Source organism: Methanothermobacter defluvii, from assembly GCF_003385755.1.
In the GTDB taxonomy this organism is placed as follows: Archaea; Methanobacteriota; Methanobacteria; order Methanobacteriales; family Methanothermobacteraceae; genus Methanothermobacter; species Methanothermobacter thermautotrophicus.
This window is the reverse complement of sequence record NZ_QREL01000001.1, coordinates 616,494-639,012: the sequence shown is the minus strand read 5'-3', so window position 1 is coordinate 639,012 and position 22,519 is coordinate 616,494. Positions and strand designations below refer to the sequence as shown.

General features: G+C 47.9%; 24 protein-coding genes. 3 read left to right on the top strand and 21 right to left on the bottom strand.

What is annotated here, in order from left to right; translation table 11 throughout:
• Positions 1-129: 129 nt before the first annotated feature.
• The 3 genes from C7452_RS03495 to C7452_RS03485 form a co-directional block, all read right to left on the bottom strand.
• Positions 130-5,220 (bottom strand): cobaltochelatase subunit CobN, encoded by a 5,091-nt coding sequence (locus tag C7452_RS03495; RefSeq protein ID WP_115892226.1) that lies wholly within the window; start codon positions 5,218-5,220, stop codon positions 130-132.
• Between the two features lie 185 nt (positions 5,221-5,405).
• Positions 5,406-8,306: an FmdE family protein gene (locus tag C7452_RS03490; protein WP_115892225.1), complete on the bottom strand. Its 2,901-nt coding sequence runs from the start codon at positions 8,304-8,306 to the stop codon at positions 5,406-5,408.
• A gap of 335 nt (positions 8,307-8,641) precedes the next feature.
• Positions 8,642-9,442 (bottom strand): nicotianamine synthase family protein, encoded by an 801-nt coding sequence (locus tag C7452_RS03485; RefSeq protein ID WP_010876313.1) that lies wholly within the window; start codon positions 9,440-9,442, stop codon positions 8,642-8,644.
• 190 nt (positions 9,443-9,632) lie between these two features.
• Between C7452_RS03485 and C7452_RS03480 the strand changes: the two genes are divergently transcribed.
• Positions 9,633-10,211, top strand: a complete 579-nt coding sequence (locus tag C7452_RS03480; protein WP_048061236.1) for a GNAT family N-acetyltransferase — start codon at positions 9,633-9,635, stop codon at positions 10,209-10,211.
• A gap of 292 nt (positions 10,212-10,503) precedes the next feature.
• Here C7452_RS03480 and C7452_RS03475 read toward each other — a convergent pair whose 3' ends face one another.
• The 18 genes from C7452_RS03475 to C7452_RS03390 form a co-directional block, all read right to left on the bottom strand.
• Positions 10,504-10,779 (bottom strand): DUF3194 domain-containing protein, encoded by a 276-nt coding sequence (locus C7452_RS03475; RefSeq protein ID WP_010876315.1) that lies wholly within the window; start codon positions 10,777-10,779, stop codon positions 10,504-10,506.
• Entirely contained in the window at positions 10,780-11,145 is a 366-nt protein-coding gene (locus C7452_RS03470) for a prefoldin subunit beta (protein ID WP_010876316.1), read from the bottom strand.
• A gap of 23 nt (positions 11,146-11,168) precedes the next feature.
• Complete coding sequence (locus tag C7452_RS03465) at positions 11,169-11,435, bottom strand: KEOPS complex subunit Pcc1 (protein ID WP_010876317.1); 267 nt, start codon at positions 11,433-11,435, stop codon at positions 11,169-11,171.
• Positions 11,428-11,895 carry a Brix domain-containing protein gene (locus tag C7452_RS03460; protein ID WP_010876318.1) on the bottom strand — a complete coding sequence of 156 codons (468 nt, stop codon included), beginning with the start codon at positions 11,893-11,895 and terminating at the stop codon, positions 11,428-11,430. Before C7452_RS03460 ends, C7452_RS03465 begins: the two co-directional genes overlap by 8 nt.
• A 1-nt stretch (position 11,896) precedes the next feature.
• Positions 11,897-12,028 carry a DNA-directed RNA polymerase subunit P gene (locus C7452_RS03455; protein WP_048175438.1) on the bottom strand — a complete coding sequence of 44 codons (132 nt, stop codon included), beginning with the start codon at positions 12,026-12,028 and terminating at the stop codon, positions 11,897-11,899.
• A 1-nt stretch (position 12,029) separates the two neighbouring features.
• Positions 12,030-12,299, bottom strand: coding sequence for a 50S ribosomal protein L37Ae (rpl37A, locus tag C7452_RS03450; RefSeq protein WP_010876320.1), 270 nt, complete (start codon positions 12,297-12,299; stop codon positions 12,030-12,032).
• Positions 12,300-12,354: 55 nt separating this feature from the next.
• Entirely contained in the window at positions 12,355-13,170 is an 816-nt protein-coding gene (rrp42, locus tag C7452_RS03445) for an exosome complex protein Rrp42 (protein WP_010876321.1), read from the bottom strand.
• Positions 13,160-13,882, bottom strand: coding sequence for an exosome complex exonuclease Rrp41 (gene rrp41 / locus C7452_RS03440; RefSeq protein ID WP_010876322.1), 723 nt, complete (start codon positions 13,880-13,882; stop codon positions 13,160-13,162). Before rrp41 ends, rrp42 begins: the two co-directional genes overlap by 11 nt.
• Positions 13,879-14,814, bottom strand: coding sequence for an exosome complex RNA-binding protein Rrp4 (gene rrp4 / locus C7452_RS03435; protein ID WP_048175439.1), 936 nt, complete (start codon positions 14,812-14,814; stop codon positions 13,879-13,881). The genes rrp41 and rrp4 overlap by 4 nt, the downstream gene beginning before the upstream one ends.
• 42 nt (positions 14,815-14,856) lie before the next feature.
• A complete protein-coding gene (locus C7452_RS03430; protein WP_010876324.1) occupies positions 14,857-15,555 on the bottom strand; it encodes a ribosome assembly factor SBDS in 699 nt (232 codons plus the stop codon).
• 3 nt (positions 15,556-15,558) lie between these two features.
• Positions 15,559-16,305, bottom strand: coding sequence for an archaeal proteasome endopeptidase complex subunit alpha (psmA, locus tag C7452_RS03425; RefSeq protein ID WP_010876325.1), 747 nt, complete (start codon positions 16,303-16,305; stop codon positions 15,559-15,561).
• Between the two features lie 65 nt (positions 16,306-16,370).
• Positions 16,371-16,745: a ribonuclease P protein component 2 gene (rnp2, locus tag C7452_RS03420; RefSeq protein WP_010876326.1), complete on the bottom strand. Its 375-nt coding sequence runs from the start codon at positions 16,743-16,745 to the stop codon at positions 16,371-16,373.
• Positions 16,746-16,761: 16 nt separating this feature from the next.
• A complete protein-coding gene (gene rnp3 / locus C7452_RS03415) occupies positions 16,762-17,478 on the bottom strand; it encodes a ribonuclease P protein component 3 (protein WP_245942813.1) in 717 nt (238 codons plus the stop codon).
• Positions 17,479-17,499: 21 nt separating this feature from the next.
• On the bottom strand, positions 17,500-17,907 hold the full coding sequence (locus C7452_RS03410) for an RNA-binding protein (RefSeq protein WP_048175441.1): 408 nt from the start codon (positions 17,905-17,907) through the stop codon (positions 17,500-17,502).
• Between the two features lie 29 nt (positions 17,908-17,936).
• On the bottom strand, positions 17,937-18,482 hold the full coding sequence (locus C7452_RS03405; RefSeq protein ID WP_115892517.1) for a 50S ribosomal protein L15e: 546 nt from the start codon (positions 18,480-18,482) through the stop codon (positions 17,937-17,939).
• 173 nt (positions 18,483-18,655) lie between these two features.
• On the bottom strand, positions 18,656-18,979 hold the full coding sequence (locus C7452_RS03400) for a carboxymuconolactone decarboxylase family protein (RefSeq protein ID WP_048060879.1): 324 nt from the start codon (positions 18,977-18,979) through the stop codon (positions 18,656-18,658).
• A gap of 166 nt (positions 18,980-19,145) precedes the next feature.
• A complete protein-coding gene (locus C7452_RS03395; protein WP_010876331.1) occupies positions 19,146-20,102 on the bottom strand; it encodes an SPFH domain-containing protein in 957 nt (318 codons plus the stop codon).
• Positions 20,099-20,527: an NfeD family protein gene (locus tag C7452_RS03390; RefSeq protein ID WP_048060880.1), complete on the bottom strand. Its 429-nt coding sequence runs from the start codon at positions 20,525-20,527 to the stop codon at positions 20,099-20,101. Before C7452_RS03390 ends, C7452_RS03395 begins: the two co-directional genes overlap by 4 nt.
• A gap of 226 nt (positions 20,528-20,753) precedes the next feature.
• Here C7452_RS03390 and C7452_RS03380 point away from each other — a divergent pair, with 226 nt between their 5' ends.
• Positions 20,754-21,152 carry a hypothetical protein gene (locus C7452_RS03380; RefSeq protein WP_231855353.1) on the top strand — a complete coding sequence of 133 codons (399 nt, stop codon included), beginning with the start codon at positions 20,754-20,756 and terminating at the stop codon, positions 21,150-21,152.
• 248 nt (positions 21,153-21,400) lie between these two features.
• Positions 21,401-22,513, top strand: a complete 1,113-nt coding sequence (locus C7452_RS03375) for an ABC transporter permease (protein WP_010876334.1) — start codon at positions 21,401-21,403, stop codon at positions 22,511-22,513.
• Positions 22,514-22,519 lie beyond the last annotated feature (6 nt).

Here is a 22,519-nt window from a genome sequence, read left to right as displayed (position 1 = left end):
TTTTTATTACTACATTTTTTATTACTGAGATCCGGATCCAGATAATAATTCATTCAAATAAATTTTATTTAAATTAAAGTTAATGTGATATTTAAGTTTTTTCAAAAGAAAAAATAATTGGGGAAGGGGTTATTTCCTTCCAGGTCCCATGAAGTAGCCCACTCCAACCAGGGCAACCAGTGCTATGACACCCAATATGGCGTACACAGGCATTCCAGTATCTGATGAACCGGAGGAACCAGATGCTGTAACCTCATATGATTTTCCTGCACCCTGTGATGATTCAGAGCCTGCTCCCACATTCTGTGAGGAGCTCTGAGTACCTGGACTTGCCGCTGAAACACCTTCAGATCCTCCTGAGGTTCCACTACTTCCATCATGAGGCTGCCCTCCGGGTGTTGAACCTGATTCTCCACCCTGGTTTGGGTTCTCAGATGGTGCAAAGGCTGCGGCCCCTGTGGCTTCGTATATCTTTGACTTAACCCTGGCAAGTAGATCAGGGTTAACATACTGCATTGCCCACTCCATCATTGCAAGGTTGCCGCAGCTGCAGTCACAGCATGCCACACCGTACTCAGCAACAGTGCTTGCCCATGTATTTGCAACCAGCCTCAGAGTGGCCTCATCAGCCTTCCAGAAGCCCTTATGTGCTGCTGTTAATAGCGTCCCTGTTATACTGATCATAGAATATGCCCTGTTACCTGTGGAGAGCCATCTGTTCACACCTAGATTGTATTTGTCTTTAATGTATATGTCTGTGATCTCATTCCAGTCATAGTCATCAACAAGCTGTGGTGCGGTAACCTGCCATCCCCAGAGGTATGCGACGAACTTGTTTGAGATGGTCCTTGCACCGCTATATCCCTCGTTCATCATTGACTTTATCCATTCAGGGTTGTAGTAGCGTGTCCTCATTTCACGTCTCATGAACTCCTGCAGTGAGACAACTTCAGGCCTTGATGGGTTGGCGTAGTAGAGCACATTGAGTGAAGGTGCCACCCCACCGTTGACCTTCTCAATTGCCATTGAGAGGCCCCCATAGTAGTCGTAGTAGTCATCGTTGTCAATTACACCATAAAGGTTGGTGCTCCTGCTGTGGTATGCCACTGTTACACCCTTCAGGAGATTCTCAAAGAGACCTTCCATTGATGCTCCCCAGCGCGTGTTTGAGTATGCGTGACTCATCCTTCTGAGGTATACATCGGCAAGTTCTGACCTGTTATCCCATGTCCATGCCTCTTCAACACCATGGTTAACCCCTGCGCCATAGTCACCGACAGGTGGAGCGAATATACGTGTTATGGCAGTATCACCGTCATAACCTGCGAGTACCAGCTCTACCCAGTGCTTTGCAATGTAATTGACGTTAAGTGAATCATTTTTGTCTATGATTTTAAGAAGATCTGCCATTGTCTTAGCCTGTTTGAACTGTCCTGTGAGCAGTGGATCTAGGGCAAGGTCAAGCTGTGTCTTGAGTTCGGGGTAAGCTTGAAGGATCTTTGAGTATGATGCTCCGAGTGCAACCCTGTATGCTACGTCCATTTTGGCCAGAAGGTTGGGGAATAGATCCCTGAAGAGGCCACTGGTGGTTACTATGACATCAATCCTTGGCCTTGATGTGAGGTTTGAAAGGCCCATGCTGCTTCTCACATTATTGAGGTCTGATAGAAGCTCTGTTAAATTTGTTGGAACTATGTAGGATAGTTTTCCGCCTCCGAGCCAGGTCTTATCGTCCATCTTTGGCTGCACACCCAGCATTCTCAGGACGAATGAAACCATTGCACCGTCGTCTCTTGCCGTCTCAACGCACCAGACCACCGCAGCCATCTTTTCAGGAATTGTATCGAGCTGGGCCAGGGCCATATCTGCGAGCCTCTTACCAAGATCCCACGCCACCTTTGTTGGTAGTGTGTTGTCGTCCTGGGCATAGAAGTTTCTTCCTGTTGGAAGGGCGTATGGGGCCTTAACTGGATCTCCTCCCTTTGCAGGAGTTATGTAGTGTCCGGATAGACCCTCCATAAGTGCATCCATTTCACTGGAAGGACTGTCCTTAAGGAGTGATGCATACTGGAGTGCCAGCTCAAGCTTTGAGTGGAGTGTTGCCTTGAGAGATGGATCCGTGATGTTTTCAAGTAGTGTGTCGATCGATGTTCCCCTTAAAAGTTCCATTATCATCTCTACAGTGGCATTGTTAAGTGCTTCAGCCTGTTCAAAGGTGAGGTTGCTGAAATTCCATCCATTCATCATAGATATGAGTCTCTGTAGTGATGGGTCCACGTCGCTGTCTGGTGAGAGCATCCCTGATACCATGAGGGCCACTTCACTGTCAGTCCAGTTGAGACCAAATGTGTCAAGTCCATAGGGCATCAGTGTACTGGTAATGCTCAGAAGGTAGTCATGCACCCTGTCTATGTCATCGTCCGTCATGTTGGTTGCGTTAATCCCAAGATCCCTTGCAAGGTCAAGTTTGATTATGGTTTCCCTGATCTGCTTTGCATATTCGTCTCTCATGGGGTTTCCAGTTGGTGTAGCCTCGTAACTTGACACGAGCCCTGCAAGTTCCTGAAGGTCACCGTAGAGCTTTGTTCTTGTCAGCGGTGGTGTTAAATGATCTATGATCACTGCAAGTCCTCTTCTCTTGGCTTGCAGACCCTCTCCAACACCATCCATTATGTAGATGTATAGTGATGGTGTATCTCCTATGCATATATCAGGGTAATCAAAGGATGAGAGGGCATACTGTTTCCTTGGTGTCCACTCGTAGGTTGCGTGTCTTCCAACGTGTATCTGCGCATTTGCACCGAAAACCGTGTTTACCCATGCATACCATGCAAGGTAGCAGTGAGGTGGTGGAACTATTGTGCTGTGGTAGAGGTTTGCAGCGTCGGCTTCCCATCCCCTCTGTGGTTCCGGGCCTATGAAGACATTTCCAAACATGAGCCCCGGGATCACTACGTACTTCCTTCCATTTCTTGTTACAACCATGACGTTTCCTGGTGGTTCACCCCAGCCAGTCATCCCTGAAACATTGAGGGCCATGAACTGGTTTTTGTAGATGTAGAAGAGATCCCATGCCGTTGTGTTGGATGTGTTCCAGATGACTGCTGTCAGGGCAGCGCTCATTTTGTTTATAAGATCAATTGCTGTTCCTGCGATCTGAGGGTGTGTATTCGCATTTGAGATCATCTCCTGGGTCCAGCGGTTGAGTGTCTTGAGCATTTCATCCCTGACCCTGCAGTCTCCTTCATTGATACACTGCACCGCAACCCTTGTGAGTTCCTCTATGTATCCAACGGGACCTTCAACCATCTCCTTGCGGGCAACAGGATCAAGTGTATTGAACCATGCAAGGTAGTCCTCGTATGGCCACAGTATTGCATTTGAACTGTTTGCAAGTTTCTCAAGTTCACCGGGGGCCCAGTTGGCAACATTTATACCGTTTTTGATCATCATCTCAACCAGTGCATCAGCGTCCTGCGGTATTTCACCAACACTGTAGCCCTCTGCCTTCATGCGCTTGAGTATCTCAATGATACTTTCGGGGACATTAAGGTAACTTGCACCTATGTTCTGCTTACCCGGCGGGTAGTTGTAGTATACAATTGCCACCTTTTTGTCACTATTTGCCATGGTCTGGAGTCTGATCCAGTTGAAGGCCCTGCTGACAAGTTTCTCTATCCTCTCTGGAATGGTCACTGTTATGTCCCACTGTGCACCTGTTTCAGGATCTGAACCTATCTCACCCACACCTATGGCAAGTGGTTCTATCTGACCCTGCATCTCTGGCTGTGCACACTGCCAGTAAACTGACATCCAGCTGAATCCCTCCTCTGAGACAATCCACTGACCAATTGTTCTGTATGTAGAACTGGTTATCATTGCCCTCAGAACAGGGATATTTGATCTATCAAAGAACTTGGTAACACTGGCACCGGATGTTGTTGACCCGGTTATAAACGTCAGCATATCTATGATAACGTTTGCCTTGACAGGGTATTTTTCAGGGTTGGCCTCGTACTGAACAACGTTTGATGCATCTGTGAGAAACTTTACTAGGGCTGAATATACGTTCACCGGCTGTACTGTGCTGATCTTGAGACTCCTTATTAGGTTACCATTATCAAGTATCTGAACCTCATAAACATTCGCACTTGAGACGCTGGTAACACCAAGGATTGATGTGAGGTCAGTGTAGTTCCCTATTCCCCTGATGGCAGTTATGTTGTAGGTCTGGTTTGGCATGCATAGCGTCTGGATAATGTTCTGCATACCAGTCTGGTTGAGGATGACATAATTTGACCATGTACCTATAACTGGTATGACGTTGAGTCCCCTTGAGACGAGTGCATCGATTATCTGCTGCATCGCATCAGCGTAGGTGACCTCCCCTGTGGATCCAACATAGCTCAGGACAGCCACTGTGGGTTTAGCTGGATCCAGAGGATATCTTGTGAAGTAATCCTCCTTTGTAAACCTCTGACCATCACGGTAGAGGAATTCTGATGACAATGGAGAAGCTGGTTCAACAGTCGCAGGCTCCCAGCTGCTGTTCCATGGTATTCCGCGCATGTTATAGTACATCTTTAGTGCGAGTTTGAACTGATTTTCAAGGTTTGTTTTGCCCGCTGCTGCATAGTACAGGGCGCAATCTATCCACTGATGCAGTGCTGTGTTTCCAGGGTATTTCTGTTTATATGCTATAAGAGATGTAAGGTCTCCGTCGTGACATGCGCCTATTAAAGTACCTGGTCTATCGTATGTTCCAATATCACTGTCGTTAACACCAGTGAAGACCTCTGTATTGTTTATTCTGCTCAATTTGACGAGAGTTGGTCCGCTTTCAAATGCAAAAAACAGTTTGTTTTCTAATATTGATGGATGGGCTCTTATAACAGCTTCAAAGGAACCGTTACCGGCGAGCTGTGTGCCCCATTCAGCAATTATAATACTGGAACTGTTGATGAGTGACAGTATCTCATCGCCTGTCATGTTACCTATCTGTGTGGTGGATCTTATCTGGAAATTCACCCTCTTCGCATCCCTGTTTGTGAGGTTCATTACAGTGTATGCAACTTCATTGTAACTCTTTGTGGCTGTAGATGACCCTATAACCAGTACAGTAGTTGAATTATCCTCCGTGCTGTTGTCTGCTGCTGCCACGCTCTGGCAGAACATTAACATGAGAAGAACTGCTGTTACTGTAATCAGATGTTTTCTCATGATCTTTTCACCTCCTTTGAATTTTTCAATATCCATTTATTGTGAAGACAATATAAATTATTGTTATTACTATTTTGAGGCAATCGAAAAATAGAGTATTAATAAACCGTTAACTATTACTCATTTTATATGTGTATCAAGAAAACGTAATACCAAATGTTAATAAAAAGAGAAAAAATTGGGGTTTATTTTCCTGCTCCGCCCCTGAGGAATCCGAAGGCCACGAGACCAGCGGCAACAAGGACACCCACGATACCGTAGACGTACCATGAGGAGTCACCACCACTGGAACCTGAGGTCACATTCTTAACCTCATAGGCCTTTGAAGGGGTTGATGCAGGCTCCTCTGACACTGAAGATGCAGCGCCCACCTCTGCAGGTGAAGCAGCCGTATCCACACCCGGTGAATAACCTGCATGTCCGCCGCTGATACCATCAGCTGAACCTGAGGGAACACCACCAGGAACACCACCAGGAACACCACCAGGAACACCGCCCTGGTTTCCGTTCTGTGATCCTCCGTTGTTCACCGGAATGAGGTCAGCAAGGGTCCTGTTTGCAGGTATGCCCTTAACGTATGCAATGGGGTTCTGACCGTTTGCACCGGAGAGGATCATCTGAAGTTCACTCTCTGTGATGAGCCTCTCAGCATCGTAGGTCACAACCGGTGGAGCTGTCATGTAACTTGGTATCTCACCCTTGTAGAGGCTTATGAAGCCAGCTATCTGCTTCTCCCTTTTAGCATCATTGGTCGCACAGTCACTGGTATCGAATTGTGGCCATTTGAAGTCAATGACAACAGCCCTTCCAACCTTGTTCTTGTTGTCCCAGATAACAAGGATATCCTCAATGTTTCCGCCATAGGCGTATTCATTTTCAGGGTCGTTCTCTGTTCCGGGTACTCGAAGGTTGAAGTAGGTTCCCTGCCCGGGGGATACCCCCAGTCGGTAGACTATGGCGTCGTCCTTGCAGTAGATGGTGTTACCGAGGTAGATGTAGTTCTCATCCTCCTTGAGGGGATAGTTGTTGAATATGTACTCTGTTATCAGGTAGCCTGGTGATACACCTGGACATGCATGGTCATGGAAGAGGAATGTCAGCACCTGATCGTAGGGTGGGTCGTTCCTCCATGCATTTGCTATGCTCTGTATGTTGAACCATCCATCCTTTGCAAAGACCTTTGATATCTTGTTGCTCAGCTGTGTGCTGTTCAGGGTCCTTGGGCCTATGTCATTCACGAATTTACCGTCTGAGGCATTGCTTGCAACAAGCTGACCTGTTGTCGGGTCATAGTAGATGTAGACTGCATCCATTGTCATGCCATCGTAGCCTCTGAGGGCAAATGTGAACCATAGTGGCTTCCAGAGTGGCCTGTGTACCGGCAGGAGGGTTGCCCTGCTGAGCCTTGATCCCAGGACATCGAATACTCCGTCCCAGGCTGCGCTCATATCCTGTCCATTCACCCTTGAGTAACCAGCAGATGTTAACACCACAAGGTCCCTGTCATCCTTCTCAAGGTTTATACCCTTCTCTGTGAGGAATAACTGTTTTGCGAGGTTTGCAGCGTCAATTCCTATCTGTTTTATCTGGTTGTATGTGAGGTTACCCCATGATAATGTGTTGTTTTCACGGGTTGCATTGGAGAGTCCAAGACTGTCTATGTATGCCATGTCAAGGCCATGGGCAATCTGGGCAGGTATCTGGTATGTGATGTTGTTTACCTTATCTGTGGCGTTCACAGGGTTTTCTGTACCCAGCAGATAGTAGTAGTGTGTAACATTGAGGTCCTTAAGTTCCCTGACGATTGTAATAAGTGATGTTGGGTCCTGTTTCAGTTTAGCTATGAGCCATGCATTGAATTCAAGCTCTGTGTTCTTTCCGGTCTGCTGCTGGAACTGCCTCCTGAGTGCCTCCTTGTCAAACTTCATCACTATGAGGTCACCCTTGAGGGTGTTGGGGTTCCATCTTATGAAGCCAACAAGGTTGGTGTCTGCACCGGTGGCTGTTGTGTTGAATCCACTGTAGGATCCGCCCTTACCCGGTGTTGTGTCGAGGAACATTAGGAGTGAATCATCATCTGAGTCGCCCGGTACACCCACTGTCACGTAGCTTGTTATCTCACCGGGTGATCCTGGATTTGTAAAGTCCATGACTGGTGGATAGTACTTGAGGAGTGTCAGACTCATTGCATATCCGCTGATGGTACCCAGGCACATGTGCCCATGGAATGCAGCTGCCCTGAGAAGGTCTGATGGAGCTCCCTGGACCCAGGCATTGGCAAGGCTTGCAACAGGGAAAGCATGGTTCCCATATTTGCTTACCAGAAGGTTCCAGTTTGCCTCTGTCATGTTCTTTGTGAGGTCGATGGTGTATACCGCTTTACCGTTAACTGTTTTAATGACGACCGGTGATGTGCTTGCATTCTTGAAGTAGACTCCAAGGAGCGTTGCTCCTCTCTGGATTATGAAAAATGTGTCCAGTGGATCCACAGGGCTTTTCCTTATGACAAGAAGGTTGCCCTTACCATAGGTCACCCTTCCACCAGCCTGGTTGAGTATGCCCTCAATGACATCCTCTGATGTGTCGTTTCTGTATTTGACTATTCCTGCCGTTGTTATAACAAGCACGTTGCCGCTTGAGAAGTTGAGGATCTGGTCTGCCTTCTTTGTTATTTCCCTTCCCAGTTTGTAGGCGTCTGTGGCGTTCATTCGGAGCTGAAGTTTTGCGTAGTATTTTGTGTCCAGTGGATTTAGCGGGTTGGTTGAGATGGTGAATTCATGTAGAAGATCCCTGTAGCCGGGTGCTGTGACCTTGATCTTGAATTTTGTGGTGTTCGTGATGTTCTGGTAGTTGAATATGAGCTTTGTTATGTTTGCCGCCGGATCAAAGGTCTTTGTGAAGTTTATCTTTGTCCCGTTACTGTCAGTGATGTAGTTTATGTCAGGGTTTATACGGGAGTTATCGTCGGCGTATTCATATTTGACGTCAACCCCCACCTCACAGTTTGTATCAGCTGCACTCACAGAACCCGTAAGTGCCACAGCAACGAGAAGAACCATGAAAACCATGAAATACTGTCTTCCCATACCTTTTCACCTCCTTTTAAGTTCTTTAATGGTTAATAATGTACGGATCTTCCTTGGAGTAATAAGATATATAATGCTTTTGTTAATACTTTAAGGCCTTAAACTGGAAAAAATGTAATACTCAATTTTTTCAGAAAGAGGGAATTCATGGGGAAACCCCATGAACTGATTGCTGGAGGGAAAATTTAATATCAAACACCATTCTGGTGTTACATGTTACTCTTGAATGTCCCTACTATTTAACAATTTCTATTTTAAAATTAATAATAACCATCTGCTGTCATTCTCCCTGATGGTAATAAGTATAAGCGAGTGAATTCCTTTATCATGGGAAGTCAATCAGGACATTTAAAAACAAGTACCGAAGTGTTGTTAACCTTCCCTGATGGCAGGACAACTCCTGCCCTCCTGAATCCGGTGATATCATCATCACTGACAGGTGCGTAGAGGATAGCCCTCATACCTGTGTATGTCCTGTAGATAATCCGCGTTTCTGTATCAACATATCTGTGTATGTTCCTGAAAACCCTTCTCTTTGGCTCTGCAAGGGCCGCCACCATTAACACATCAAATTCAAGACCATCAATGACGGTTTCATCTCCAGTTATGACATTCACACCATCAACTCCAAGGCCTTCGATGACCTTTCTTGAGAGCTCAGCGATGTCTGGTTCGATTTCAACAACATTAACTCTCATACCATAGACGTGTGAGAGAAGAATACCTGTAAGGGGTAGGGGACCACCTCCAATAAAAACTGCTCTCTCCCCTCTCCTGAATCTTCCAAGGGCAGCCTCATTCTTAAGTAGTTCAAGGTACCTTGGGTAGAAGTAGAATGACCTGAGGGTCTCCCAGGGTGAGTCTGACTCTATGACCTCCTGTGCCTTTTCCATTTCAAGCTTCATCCCGAGATTCACGTAGAACTTCCTTATCAGGCTGAGTGCATGATTCATTTCAGCATCATCGAGGATGTGCTTTGCTGATTCAAAGTCAATGGTTGAGTCATGGGCTATCTCCTCGATTTCATCAAGAAGTGGCATGACCCCGCTGGTGTCCATCTCATCGAAGTGATAATTCATTCCCTCGAGTCTTGAGGCTATCCTCTTTATCTTATCCCAGTAGATGTAGCAGCTCATAGCGGTTCTCCTTAGGTCATGGTAATGTTATTGAACAGCACACTTTATAAGACTTGAGCACATATGTCATATATGAAGACAATCATGTATTACTTTATCTGGATTTAACACAGAATAATTATTACTTACTGGTGATGGATGTTATCGCTGGTTGAATGAGGGGGCAAAAAACACTGAAAAACAAAAGGTGATGGAAATTATCACTGTGGCTGAACCCATGAGTGAATCTGAACTTGAATCCATAAGAAACTTCCTCTTCAGGATAATCAGGAGGGAGTTTGGATTCGGATACATACCCGAGTACCACAGGGACATAATCAACCTTGAGGAGTACTACCTCAAACCCCCAAGGAACATCTTCCTCTTCGCCTCCCAGGGTGGTAGGGTAATAGGGACACTGGGACTCCGTGCCTATGACCGTGAATTTGAGGGCCTGAACTATGATCCAGAGACAACGGCCAGCCTGTGGAGGGTTTTTGTAGATGAGGATCACCGGAGGATGGGTGTTGCATCCAGACTTGTTGAAATCGCCGAGAAGGAAGCAGCATCACTGGGCTACCAGAGGATCTACCTGCACACACATAAATACGTCGGTGGTGCCCTCGAATTCTGGCTTTCAAGGGGATACCGTGTAACGGTGGACACAGGGAATGAACTCGGGACGGTCCACATGGAGAAGACCCTCTCATGCAATTCAAATGCAATTACCAGGATCCCTGAGAAAACCTCTGAACTCTCACATTCACTCCCCAGGACCCAGAAGGTTTAATTCCATGTTGGTTAAAAAGGAATCAGATGGCATTTGAACTGAATCATTAAAAAGAGGAGGAACAGGGCATCAGATGACATTTTTTTTGAGCGAAAGGATTGTTGCTGGATGCCCTGTTGAGCTGGCTTCCGTTTTAAGCTAGGAGGAATTCATGCTCACTAAAGTGGTTGTCACACGACATATAAATACTTTTTGAAAAAAAGTTATTACATGCTTTTAAATGAAAACTGGTTAAGTATTAATACATGATGATAATTACATAATATCTGTTTTAATCCAGAGGCGGCAGTGATTATTCCCTGAATCCATCAAGGAAGGATTCAAGGCTCCTGTAGGCTGCATCCACTGCCTCATCAACAATCCCGGGATCTGCATCTGAAAGCTCATCAAGGTACAGTTCAGCGCTGATATCAACCTTCAGTTCATCGGTGTACTCCACCAGCACAGTTATGTCAATATCAACTATTTCCTTGGCAGACACCCTCTTCAGTATAAAATCAGAAATGGTATTGTGGAGGAAACTGGATATCTCATCCAGATCCCCTTCAGTGAGTTTTCTGAGACTCAATTAGTTACCCATCCCAGGATTGATACCCGCGCCCTTCATTGCTTCCTGGATGTTGACCTGCATCTCCTGCAGTTTCTTCATGACGCGTTCTTCCTGTCTCTCAATTGTCTTCTCCCTGAGCTGGAGTGTTTCAAGTTTTTCCTGAAGTTCCTCTGTAAGTTCATCCTTGGCAACCCTGATGAGAATGTTACCTGAGCTCTTATATACTTCAGCGTCATCGGCAGCCCTTGAGAGTTCTTCAAGGGCCTTCTGTGTCTCATTAATCTGCATTTCAACCGTCTGTTTCTGCACAGATATTGCCTGTGCCTGCTGCTGCAGCTGCTGGAACTGAGCTAACTGGTGCTGTACATTCTGTGGAAGTTCCATATTATCACCTTCAAAATATCCAATTATGTTGATCCCATCAATTCAAGAATCTCCATGGAAAGCTTCACCCAGCGCAGTGACGAATTGAGAGCCGCCCTGAAGGATGCTGAATCCCCTGCGCTTATGACAATGGTTATCCTGCCATCATCAAGTTCCATGGACATGGAAGACCTCTGGGAGGGCGAATCCATGACCTCAGGTTTGATGGCCCTGTAGATCACAGATGCTGATTCAGGGTCCGTCCTGATATCTATTACGCCCTGAATTCTCCTGAGACCCAACTCACTCACCGACCCTGAAATCACGTATCAGGAGCTTAAAACCAGCGGGCGTCCCCCTGGCATCCATGAGCTCCATCACCCAGGCGTACTCTTCATCAGTCCTTATACTCCAGGCATCCCTGGATGAGGATTCATCCACCTCAAGGCCCATTAGATTGCAGAGGCCCTCAGATCCGGGAGGGCAGCTACTGACCCTTACCGCTTTATCTGCCAGTTCAGGTTTTTTCATTTCAAAGGACGGGTTGAAGAGGATGTAACCCCTCTCCCCTCCCCTTTCATCGAGGAAGGTTATCCTTGCAGGGTTACCGTGCCTCTCAGAGACCACAGCCACCGGGCCCCTGGCCTCGATGAGCACATCCCGCAGGCTCATCTTTCCCCTGTTAATGTACCTCCAGCCCATGATCCTGGAGAGCCTCTGGGAAAAGGACCTTGTGCGCTGGGATGGCTTTCTGGATGTTGTGAGGAGCATCCTACCGTGCCCTCAGGGTCCTCTTAACCGGAGGCACCTCCTTGAAGAGGATCCTGTACCTGCACCTTGGGCACTTGTTCTCCATGTACTTCTTGGGGTCTATGAGTGTCCCGCACTGGGCGCAGCGGTACAATCTACTTACCTCCAACTATCCTCTTGATGTTACGGGCTGCTGTCTTACCCATTGGGGTCACCGGGAGGTATGCTCCACCTGTGAACACAGCACCGCATTTTCTGCACTTCCATATGCCCCTGCTCTCCCTCTTAACACCGGGACGGTCACAGCTCGGGCATACGTGCTTCCTCTTCATCTCTTCTTCAATCTTTTTAACAGCTCTTTTAGCTTTACGACCGTAACGTGGACCGAAACGTCCTGTGATACCTACTTTCTTTGTTCTTGCCATATTATCACTCCAGTAAATATGATGTTATAGATATTGTCTGGTCAGTATTTAAGATTTAGGGAGTCATTGACTTGTCAAGGTACTCAATGAGCTGGGGCACCTTCTCCACTGCAATTGAGACTGCCTTAAGGACATCATCCCTTGTGAGTGGCCCCTCACCACCCTTCTGCATGGCGCATATGGAGCCCTCCTCAGTAACACCTATGGATATCCTTGCTGTGAGTATGTCCTCCTCCTCGAGGGAGGGGTCGAGCACGATCTCGTTTCCTATCTTGGCGAAGGTGCACATGAGGGCCTTCCTGTTGACAGGGAGTGGCTGCATCTTCTCCCTGTTGATAACGACCTCACCATCCTCAACCTCGGCTGCAGGTATCCTTGTATCCAGCAGGGCTGCCACGGTTGCAAGGACCGCTGCGTCAAAGAGGTTGCCATCATAGTCTATGATGTGCAGGTCCAGGAACAGCATCCAGACCTTGCTGCCCTCTATGATGCAGAGCTTCTCAAGGTCTATCATCCGGCTCTCCCTTATGCATCTGTCCACAACCCTTGACAGCTCCACTGACCTCTCATCAGGGGGTCCAGGCTCAAAGGTCGGTGATGCCATTGGAAGGAGCTCGGAGTTGGTGAGTATTACACCCATCTCAGGTGTGTCAGGGAAGGGTTCGCCTATCTGGGGCTTCACACCCACAATTATCTGGGTGTTTCCAAGTTTCACCCTTGAGGAACCCTCAGCCTTGGATATCACCCCTGTTTCGATGGATATGTCCCTGAACTCATGAAGTGACCTTCCATCAATGCGTTCCTTATTATTTATAAGGTCCGTTATACTCTTTCTTGTAATTTCAGGTATTATATCCATTTTATTCACCATACCTCTTTCTGAGGGCCTCCTTCTGCACCTCATGTATCCGGAGGCATCCCTCCACTGCAAGGTCAAGTGCCCTTTCAAATTCCTCGGGTGTGAGGTTTCCATCACTCTGGAGCAGTGTGATTTCACGTGTCCTCGGGAGTATCGCCACCGGTACGTCTGCCTGGCCCTCCTTGTCCTCCTCCTCAGAGAGGTCAAGGACCACCTGATCACCGACCTTACCTGCTGCACAGGCAACAACCATGTCCCTCATGGGTATTCCTGCATCTGCAAGGGCGACTGAAGCCGCTGTTATGCCAGCACACCTCGTACCTCCCTCAGCCTCAAGCACCTCTATGAATACATCGATGACTGATCTGGGGAATTTTTCAAGTATCAGTGCCGGTCTGAGGGCCTCTGCAGTTATCTTGGAGATCTCAACGGAACGCCTGTCAGGGCCCGGTCTCTTTCGCTCCTCAACTGAGAATGGTGCCATATTGTACCTGCACCTTATGACGGCCCTGTCAGGTCTCTGCAGCTTTCTTATCTGAGCCTCCCTTGGACCGTATACAGCCACCAGTATCTTGTTACCGCCAAATTCAAGGTAAGATGAACCATCTGCCCTTTCAAGTATCCCTGCCTCGATTTTTAAGGGCCTGAGTTCATCAAACGCCCTTCCATCCTCCCTGACGCTGGGGGAGGTCTTCAATTGATCCTGTGTGATGATAGTAATCACCTCTCGGAATTATTCTCATCCTTAACTTCTGCATCCCCGGCTTCCCCATCATCCTCTTCAGCAGCAGGGGTGTCTGTTCCTTCTTCCACATCTTCAGATTCCACTTCAAGGTCTTCAGACTCATCAGATACTTCCTCAATGTCCTCAGACTCCGGAGACACCTCCACATCCTCAGAATAATCAGATGCTTCCTCAAAATCCTCAGACTCCGGGGTTTCAGGTTTTTCTGTCCCTTCAGACTCCTCAACCTGAATCTCAGGTTCCACTCCTGTAAGCCTGTCGAGGAGTTCCCTCACACGGTCGGTGAGTCCTGAGGTGTGGGCCTCACGGTCTATCATGAGGACCACCTTCTCGGCTATCCTCTCCATGTCGGGTTCACCCTTGATCCAGACAACACCGTTCTGGCCAACCACGATATCGCAGTGGGTCTTCTCCTTGACCATGTTTATCATTGATCCCCTTTTGCCTATCAGCCTTGGCACCTTTGTGGGTGTTATGTAAACCAGGATGCCGTCCCTGAACTTTCCAAGGCCACGACCCTTGAGGCCAAGCTTCACCTTCTTAACCTCATCAACATCCACAACCCTCAAAAGCAGAACGTCCCCTATATCGAAGACACTTTCAAGTTCCCTTTTATCCTTGCCAAAGACCTCAGAGGCCGGTAAGAGACCTGTGTAGGGCGAGTTTATGTCAAGTCCCCACATTGAGAATCTGATGTCAGTTATCTCCCCGATCACCACATCCCCCCTCTTGGGGATGTACTTGCTCTGAAGTGGTATCACATTTATCTTCTTGTTTCTAACAGAAACGAGTCCCACAAAGGATGAACATATCCTGTTATCCTCTTTGAAGGTTCCCCTTCCAGGGAAATATTCGTTCTCTGCCAGAACCTGACCTGGAACAACCAGGTCCTTTTCATTTACAAGTAGCACGTTATGCCTCCCTGTTTTTTGAAGGCTAAAAGGAGAGGAGGATTATTTTATTAGCCTGGTTTCAACGTTACCGCCTGTGAGTTCACTGAGCTTCTGATAGAAGCTGTCCTGAAGGCCTCCGGGTATTTCAACCACTGCTATCCATGATCCGTCGTTCTGCCATTCCTCGTTGGTTATTTTCCCGAAATTTGATATTACACCGTAGGCTGACCCCGCCCTTTCACCGGGTATCTTGATGGCCACCCTGACCTTCTCAAATTTAATGGGAATCTTGGTTCTGATGGCTTTCAGGACGATGTTGACCTGCTCATCAACGGTCTTGAATGGATCAACATGAACCCTGGCTTCCTCCATGGCCTTTTCAATCCTCTTTGGAGGGTGAGGAAGTCCGTTCTGGGGGTTTATGGCCTCGCGTGCAATTTTATTGATGATCTTCAGGCGTTTATCCTCTATCATCTGCCTTCTCTGCTCTGCGGTGAGCTGTATTGTCCCCCTTCTTAGTATTACTGGTGTTACCTCAAGTGGGTCCGCTGTTTCAAAGACCTTCCTCATGGCCTCCTCAGATGCCTTATCACCCTTCCTGGCGTCCCTGAAGACCTCCTGAACCGCGAGGACATCCTCCACACTTACATCTGAGTCTTCCCTGCGGAATTCAGCTGCCAGGTCAGGGTCCACAAGGACCTCGAATCTCTCGCCATGGGATTCAAGCCGGGCGATAACTGCATCTTCAAGGCTGACCATTTTTTACTCCTCTTCCTCCTTTTCCTTCCTGATCAGGAGCTCCTCAACATGGTCCCTGATCTCATCATCAGGAAGCCTTCTGTATTTCTTATCTGCGGCTTCTATAACAGCTATCTCAACACTTTCAGGTGTTGTTTTACCCTCAGTGGCCTCATAAACCGCGTCAAGTGCCAGTTCTATGGCCTGGTTGAGGTTCATGTCGTCGCTGTACTTCTTCTCAAATTCCTCCATCGCCGCCGGCCTTCCAGCCCCTATGGCCGTGGCCTTGTACTCTATGAGGGCACCGCTCGGGTCGGTTTCAAAGAGTCTGCAACCCCTGCCATTGACACCACCAATTATGAGGGCCGTTCCAAAGGGTCTGACACCTCCATGCTGGGTGTACATCTGTTTCATGTCACATATCTTCTTGGCCAGGCTTTCAACCCTTATTGGTTCGTTGTAGGTTATCCTGTTTATCTGGGCCTCAAGCCTTGCCTTCTCAATTATTGCACGTGCATCCGCCACCAGTCCGGATGTTGCAGCCCCGATGTGTTCATCTATCTGGAAGATCTTCTCTATGGATTTCGGTTCAACCAGCTTGCTTGTGGGCCTCTTGTCCACAACAAGAACTATTCCTTCCTTTGATTTTACTCCAAGAGAAGTGGTTCCTCTTTTAACAGCTTCCCTTGCATATTCCACCTGGAATAGTCTGCCATCCGGGCTGAATACTGTGATGGCCCTATCATATCCTGCACTCTGAAGTGGTTGCATTTTTCTAACCTCTCTTTATTGATGGATAATTTATGTAATCATGAGTCATGTGATGAAGATTTTAATCAGTATTTATCTTTCTTGGAAGGTTTAATAAACTTTTGTGTTGCCGAGCGTATCGTCCCTGAAAGGCCGAGGATGTGGATGGCGACCCTCACCCCGCTGTGGTGGTGGGCGCATGTGAGGGCCATCATGACCCTCCTCTCATAGCCCCTCTGGCACTGGAGTATGCCCCTCACCCTGACGGCGTCTGGAAAATCGAACCTCCAGAGCTTCATGAGCCATAAACGGAAATTTGATGTTTCACACTCCCCATGCAGCTTGAGGCAGCTATCCCATATGAGGGAGACAAGTTCCTCCCTTGAGAGCTCCCTCTCACTGATCACCTCAAAGGCTATGTACCTCCTGGGGACCCTCAGTGTTGGTGGCAGTATCTTCATCCTCATGGACTCACCTTTAACTCTCAGGGAGGAGCCTCACACCCTCTGCAATCAGGAGGTGACGGTTCCCTGAGTCCTCAAGTATCGATGCGGGGGTTGATGTGAGGGATTCCTCTGCCTCACTGGACTCCATACCGAAGCATTCTGCGAGGTTCATGATATCGCCGGGAGTCCTCAGGTCATATATGGAGGAGGCCCTGCTGGTGAGGAGCAGTGGAAAACCGAACTTTCTGTGGAGTTTCAGGATCTCCCTGAACTGTTCAAGGACCCTTGCCCGTACCTTGAGCCAGGACCCGATGACGTCCGCCAGGGGGAGTTCAACAGCCACATTGTTTCTTGCAGCCTCCCTTGCGAGGACATGGTTGATGCCAGGGTCCCTCCTTGAAGTGTAGGGTGCTGAGAGGACATCAACCCGCCTGCTCTCACATGCGGCCCTGTTAACCTTGAGGTTGCCCCCTGAGACATAGATCACGTCAGCCTTTTTCCTGAATTTATTCACGGATCTCCTCATATCACGGGGGTCAGATGCATTTATCATTACACCCCTGGCTATCTCAAAGTCCCGGAGTTCAGGGTTCTCCCTGAGGGATTCAAGGTCTGATTTGAGGGCAGGGTATCTATCAGAGGGGTATACCAGAACTCCGCCCTGATAGCCGAGACGTGATGCCTCAAGGAGGAGTCTCAGGCTGGAATCATGGTCCCTGCCCTGTATGTGGAAGTCAAAGAATTTCATCAGAATCCTTTGGAGAATCAATCATTCAAGTATCTTCCTGATGTTCTCTACCGCAACTTCCCTCTTTGCGGGGTAGGCCTCCACCTTGATCTTCAGGTGGATTGCATCACCGTGCCTCACGGGTTCCCAGACCCCCTCAAGGGCCTTCTGCTTGTCCAGTCGAAGGAAAAGGTTGCCGTTCTCATCGAATCTGTCCTCAAGTTCGTCCATGCGGCCCCTGAAGACCTCTGTGAATTTCTCCATGAATTCCCTGAGTGACCTTCTGCGGTCCAGCCTTCCCCTGAGGACCGTTATGGGGTTTCCATGGTAGCCCTCGGCGCTCTCCCTTTCAGGTGTGGCCCCCGGGATTACGTTTCTTAGGGCCTCAATGACCTTTTCCTCGTCCTCTGTACCGTATACCATGAGGCGGTAGGAGATGTTGTGTATCATTTCCCTCTAAAAAAAGTTAACGGGGGGCTTTACCTTACCTTCTCAGCCCCTTTACCCCTGTTTCGGAGGCCCCTGTTCTTTTTACCTTCACTTGTGAGGCCCCTGAAGACGCGTCCCCTGTGCTGTTTTTCACAGATCCAGTTTATCTTGGGGTCGTTCTTGATTGCTGGGTGGTTTGGATCCACGAGGATGACCTCATAGAACTTGTATTTTCCATCTTCCCATACCCAGTAGGAGTTGAGGACCTCCATGTTCGGGTATTTTCTTGCAACCCTCTCCTCTGCGATCCTCTTGATACTCTTTGCGGTGGTTATCTTCTTCACACCCATCCTCTTGGGCCTTCTACCTGCCTTGAACCTGGTTTTCCTCTGGCTTCCGCGTCTTACACGTGTCCTTACAACTATGTATCCAGGTTTTGCCCTGTAACCCAGTGCCCTTGCACGGTCTATTCTGGTTGGTCTTTCTATCCTCTTGATTACGGGATCCCTTCTCCACTTTGGAGCCCTCTCCCACATTAGCTCCCTTACATAGGAGTCCTTTGGATTCTTCCATGCATCTTTAACGTATCTGTACATCATTTACACCTCTATTCTGTTCGGCTTTACGCCACATCCATGGGAACGTATCCCTGAAAAATAGCGGTTTAGGTGCTACTACATCTGGTGTGATCACTTAAAAAGTTTACTGTCAGTCACATCAATGAAATGTCAGTGAAGGTCCGTTTAATGGAAAAATCAAAGGTGTTGTTTCAGTCCTCGAGGACCTCGTAGAGTATTCTCATAGCCTTGACAAAGGGTGGATTGCCTGAGGTGAGGAGAACAACACGCAGGACATCAACTATCTCATCCCTTGTGACTCCGAACTCGTTTATGGCACTCTGTATCTGTTTTTTAACTGCACGGTCATCGGAGTTTGCTGCTGTTATCCCGAGGGCTATGAGTTTCTGTGTCCTGTAATCAAGGACCTTACCTGTGTAGGCGGCCTCATTCAGTTTAACAACTGCCTCATATATGTCAGGGTAGTCCTCCTTCACGTGCACCATGCCCTTCCCATAGAAAACATCCTCTTTCATATTTAGCACCTCCATTCTAATTATGTTCAAGGCGATATTTATAAGTAACATGAGCCCTGATCTGGTGCTTTACAGAGAATAAACACATTAAAGGATGATAAATATAGCGCCTTTTTACAGAAAAGGTAAGGAGAATAAACGGCAAAAAAATGTAATTAAAAATGAATCAATGCTTTTCAGGTTTTTCAGCCGGCTGTGATTCTGTCTCGACCTCTGAAACCCCTTTATCTTCGGGATCTGAGAGCATCTCTGAGATTCCTGCAATGGATCCAAGTATGCCTGTGGCCTCCACGGGTAGCAGAATCTTTGTTGCCCTTCCATCTGCAACCTTTTCAAGGGCCTCAAGGTACTTCAGTGCTATTATATCATTTGTCGGGTCACCCTCGTGCATGGCCCTGAAAACTGACAGTATGGCCTTGGCCTGTCCCTCTGCTATGGCTATTTCCCTGTACTTGTTGGCATCTGCGACCTTCTTTATGGCCTCTGCCTTACCCTCTGCCTCCAGGATGGCTGCCTGCTTATCACCCTCAGCCCTCTTTATTTCTGACTGCTTGTAGCCCTCAGCCTCGAGGATAGCCGCCCTCTTCATACGTTCGGCCTTCATCTGCTTTGACATGGCCTCAACGATGTCACCCGGAGGCTCTATGCGCTGTATCTCAACACGGACGACCCGGGTCCCCCACTTGTCTGTGGCCTCGTCAAGCACCTCACGTAGCTGTGTGTTTATCATCTCCCTTGATGTTAGGGTCTGGTCGAGTTCAAGGTCCCCTATTATGTTCCTGAGGTTGGTCTGGGCAAGTTTGGTTATGGCCTGGTAGAAGTCAACGACGTTGTAGACAGCGTTGAAGGGGTCAACCACCTCATAGAATATCACGCAGTCCACCACAACAACTGTGTTGTCCTTGGTTATGACCTCCTGTGGGGGGACATCAACCACCTGTTCCCTCATGTCGACCTTCTTTATGGCCTCTATGAATGGTATTATGACCACGAGTCCGCTCTCCACGGTCCTCTGGTATTTACCCAGCCTCTCGACAACACCCTTCTCATAGGGTCTGAGTATCTTAAGGCTCTTGAATGCCAGTACAAGCAGTACCAGTACTATTATCAGCTCAAGTATCATTTCTGTTCCTCCAGTTTTTCAACAACGAGTTTAACGCCCTCAATGGCCTTCACACTTACCTCTTCACCCACATCAAGCACTGTGCCTGATGTGGCCCTCCATGTTTCACCATCAACCTTCACGAGGCCAGAGTTCTGGGGGCTGATTGCCTCCATCACAACTCCCTTTCTCCCTATCAGTCTATCGGATACTGCCTTTTTTGATGGTTCGCCGGTTATGCGTGCTGCGAATGGCCTTGAAACTCCAAGGAGGACAACTGAAACAGCGGCGAATGTTATGAACTGCGCTGTAGTGTCGAATCCAAGGTATCCGAGGGCCGCTGCTGCCAGTGCTCCAAAGGCAAACCATAGGAGGAAGAAGCCCGTTGTGAGCATCTCACCTATGAGGCATATGGCCGCTATTATTATCCATGACTCCGGTCCCATTAAACCCACCACATTTCATAATTCACTGAGTGTTTATATTATTTTCTATGGCTCCCCTCAGTTATTATCATATATGTGTCGATACCATGGATATAGTAATTTGTAATATAATTTATAAATTTATTAATATTTATATTCTGTTTGTTGTAGTTATTGTAATAATTTTTTCTGGAAAGATATTTATAGGGGTGGTGTCCATATTCTACCTCAAGGAGGTGGAGATCATATGATCGAAGATGAACTCAAATTTCTGGTTCTGGGTTACAGGGTGTACACCGGTAAGACCCAGAGGGAACTTGCAGACGAACTCGGTGTCCCCCTGGACATCGTAATAGCCATGGAGGAAGGGACCTACAGGCACCCCACAAGGAAGCTGATGAGGAAAATAAATGAACTCACCGGTGAATATGAGGTGAACCGCAGGCAGTTCATAAACACCGGGAAGGGCTACAGGCTCAGGGAGAGGCTCGGATCACAGTTCAGGTACTTTGTCAGGGGCCTTGACAGGATGAAGTACATAAGCCAGAAGGACCTTGAGAAGATGCCTGAATCTGAATGCTACAGCACCATTGGTTCAGTTGACCTTGACGCGTTTGAGGTCCTCAAAGCAGGTAAAATGTCCTGAAACTCCCTTTTTCATTAAATTATTTTTAAGCTCCAGATGACTCTCAGGTCCTTCATTAGAATCTAAGTGTTCTCCTTTTCCAGTCCTTCAGCTTCCCTTTCTAAGTGGCTATGAAAAGCTGGTTAAAATGACAATCTCTGCTCTTTATGCTCCATTCCGTTAAAGATCCATAAAAGTCAACCGCTACCATCAGATGTGATTTCCACAGGGCTTAAGTTATAATAGGAACCTCCATCATATAATCATCCATGAGGTTCATAACACTCGTTCTGAAGAATCCATTCAGAAGCCGTGCAAGGAGTCTCCTTGCAATTACAGGTATTGCAATAGGGATTGCAACCATAGTAACCCTTGGCGTTATAACAGAGGGTCTGAAGACGTCCACAGAGGACACACTGAAGGCCGGAGGCGCTGACTTCACCATAGTGGAGTCCAATGTCTCGGACATGTTCTTTAGCAAGATAGATGAGGAATACGTTGATAGGGTCAGGAATGTGAGCGGGGTGGAGGACGCTGTGGGGATCCTCATGGCGGTCCAGCCGCTGGATGACAACCCCTACTTCGTTTTAATAGGTATAGACCCTGCGAAGATCAATATGAGCCAGATAAAGATAACAGAGGGGAGAACACTCCAGGACCCTGATGCAGATGAGGTCATAATGGGCAAGGTTGCATCTGAGAACCATGGAAAGAAAGTCGGTGACACCATAAAGATAAAGAACCGTGAGTACAGGGTCGTGGGCATATTCGAGTCAGGTGATATGCAGCAGGACTCAGGTGCGTTCATCTCACTTAAGAAACTCCAGAGGATAGAGGATAAGGAGGGCAAGCTCACCATGATATATGTGAAAATGACCCGAAATTCAGCTGTGGAGGATGTCACCGATAGAATCGAGAAGAGGTACAGTGACCTCACAACCATAGCCTCCCTGGAGGACCTCCAGAGCGTCGACCAGGGACTTCAGACCATCGACACTGCTACATGGGCCATTTCACTCCTCGCCATAATAATAGGAGGTATAGGAGTAATAAATACCATGATAATGTCCGTTTTTGAGAGGACAAGGGAGATCGGAGTTCTCAAGGCTGTTGGCTGGAGGGACAGGAGGATACTCGCCATGATCCTTGGAGAATCTGTGGTCCTCACCGCCATTGCGGGTGCTGCTGGTTCAGTGCTCGGAGTCGCAGCGATACAGGTCCTCCTCGCCCTCGGGATGAAGGGATTCATAGAGCCAGTCTACAGTCCTGAAATCTTCATGAGGGCCTTTGCGGTGGCATTCACAGTGGGTATACTAGGAGGGCTCTACCCTGCCTACCGGGCCTCAAGGCTTGCCCCCACCGAGGCCCTCAGGTACGAGTAGGTGATA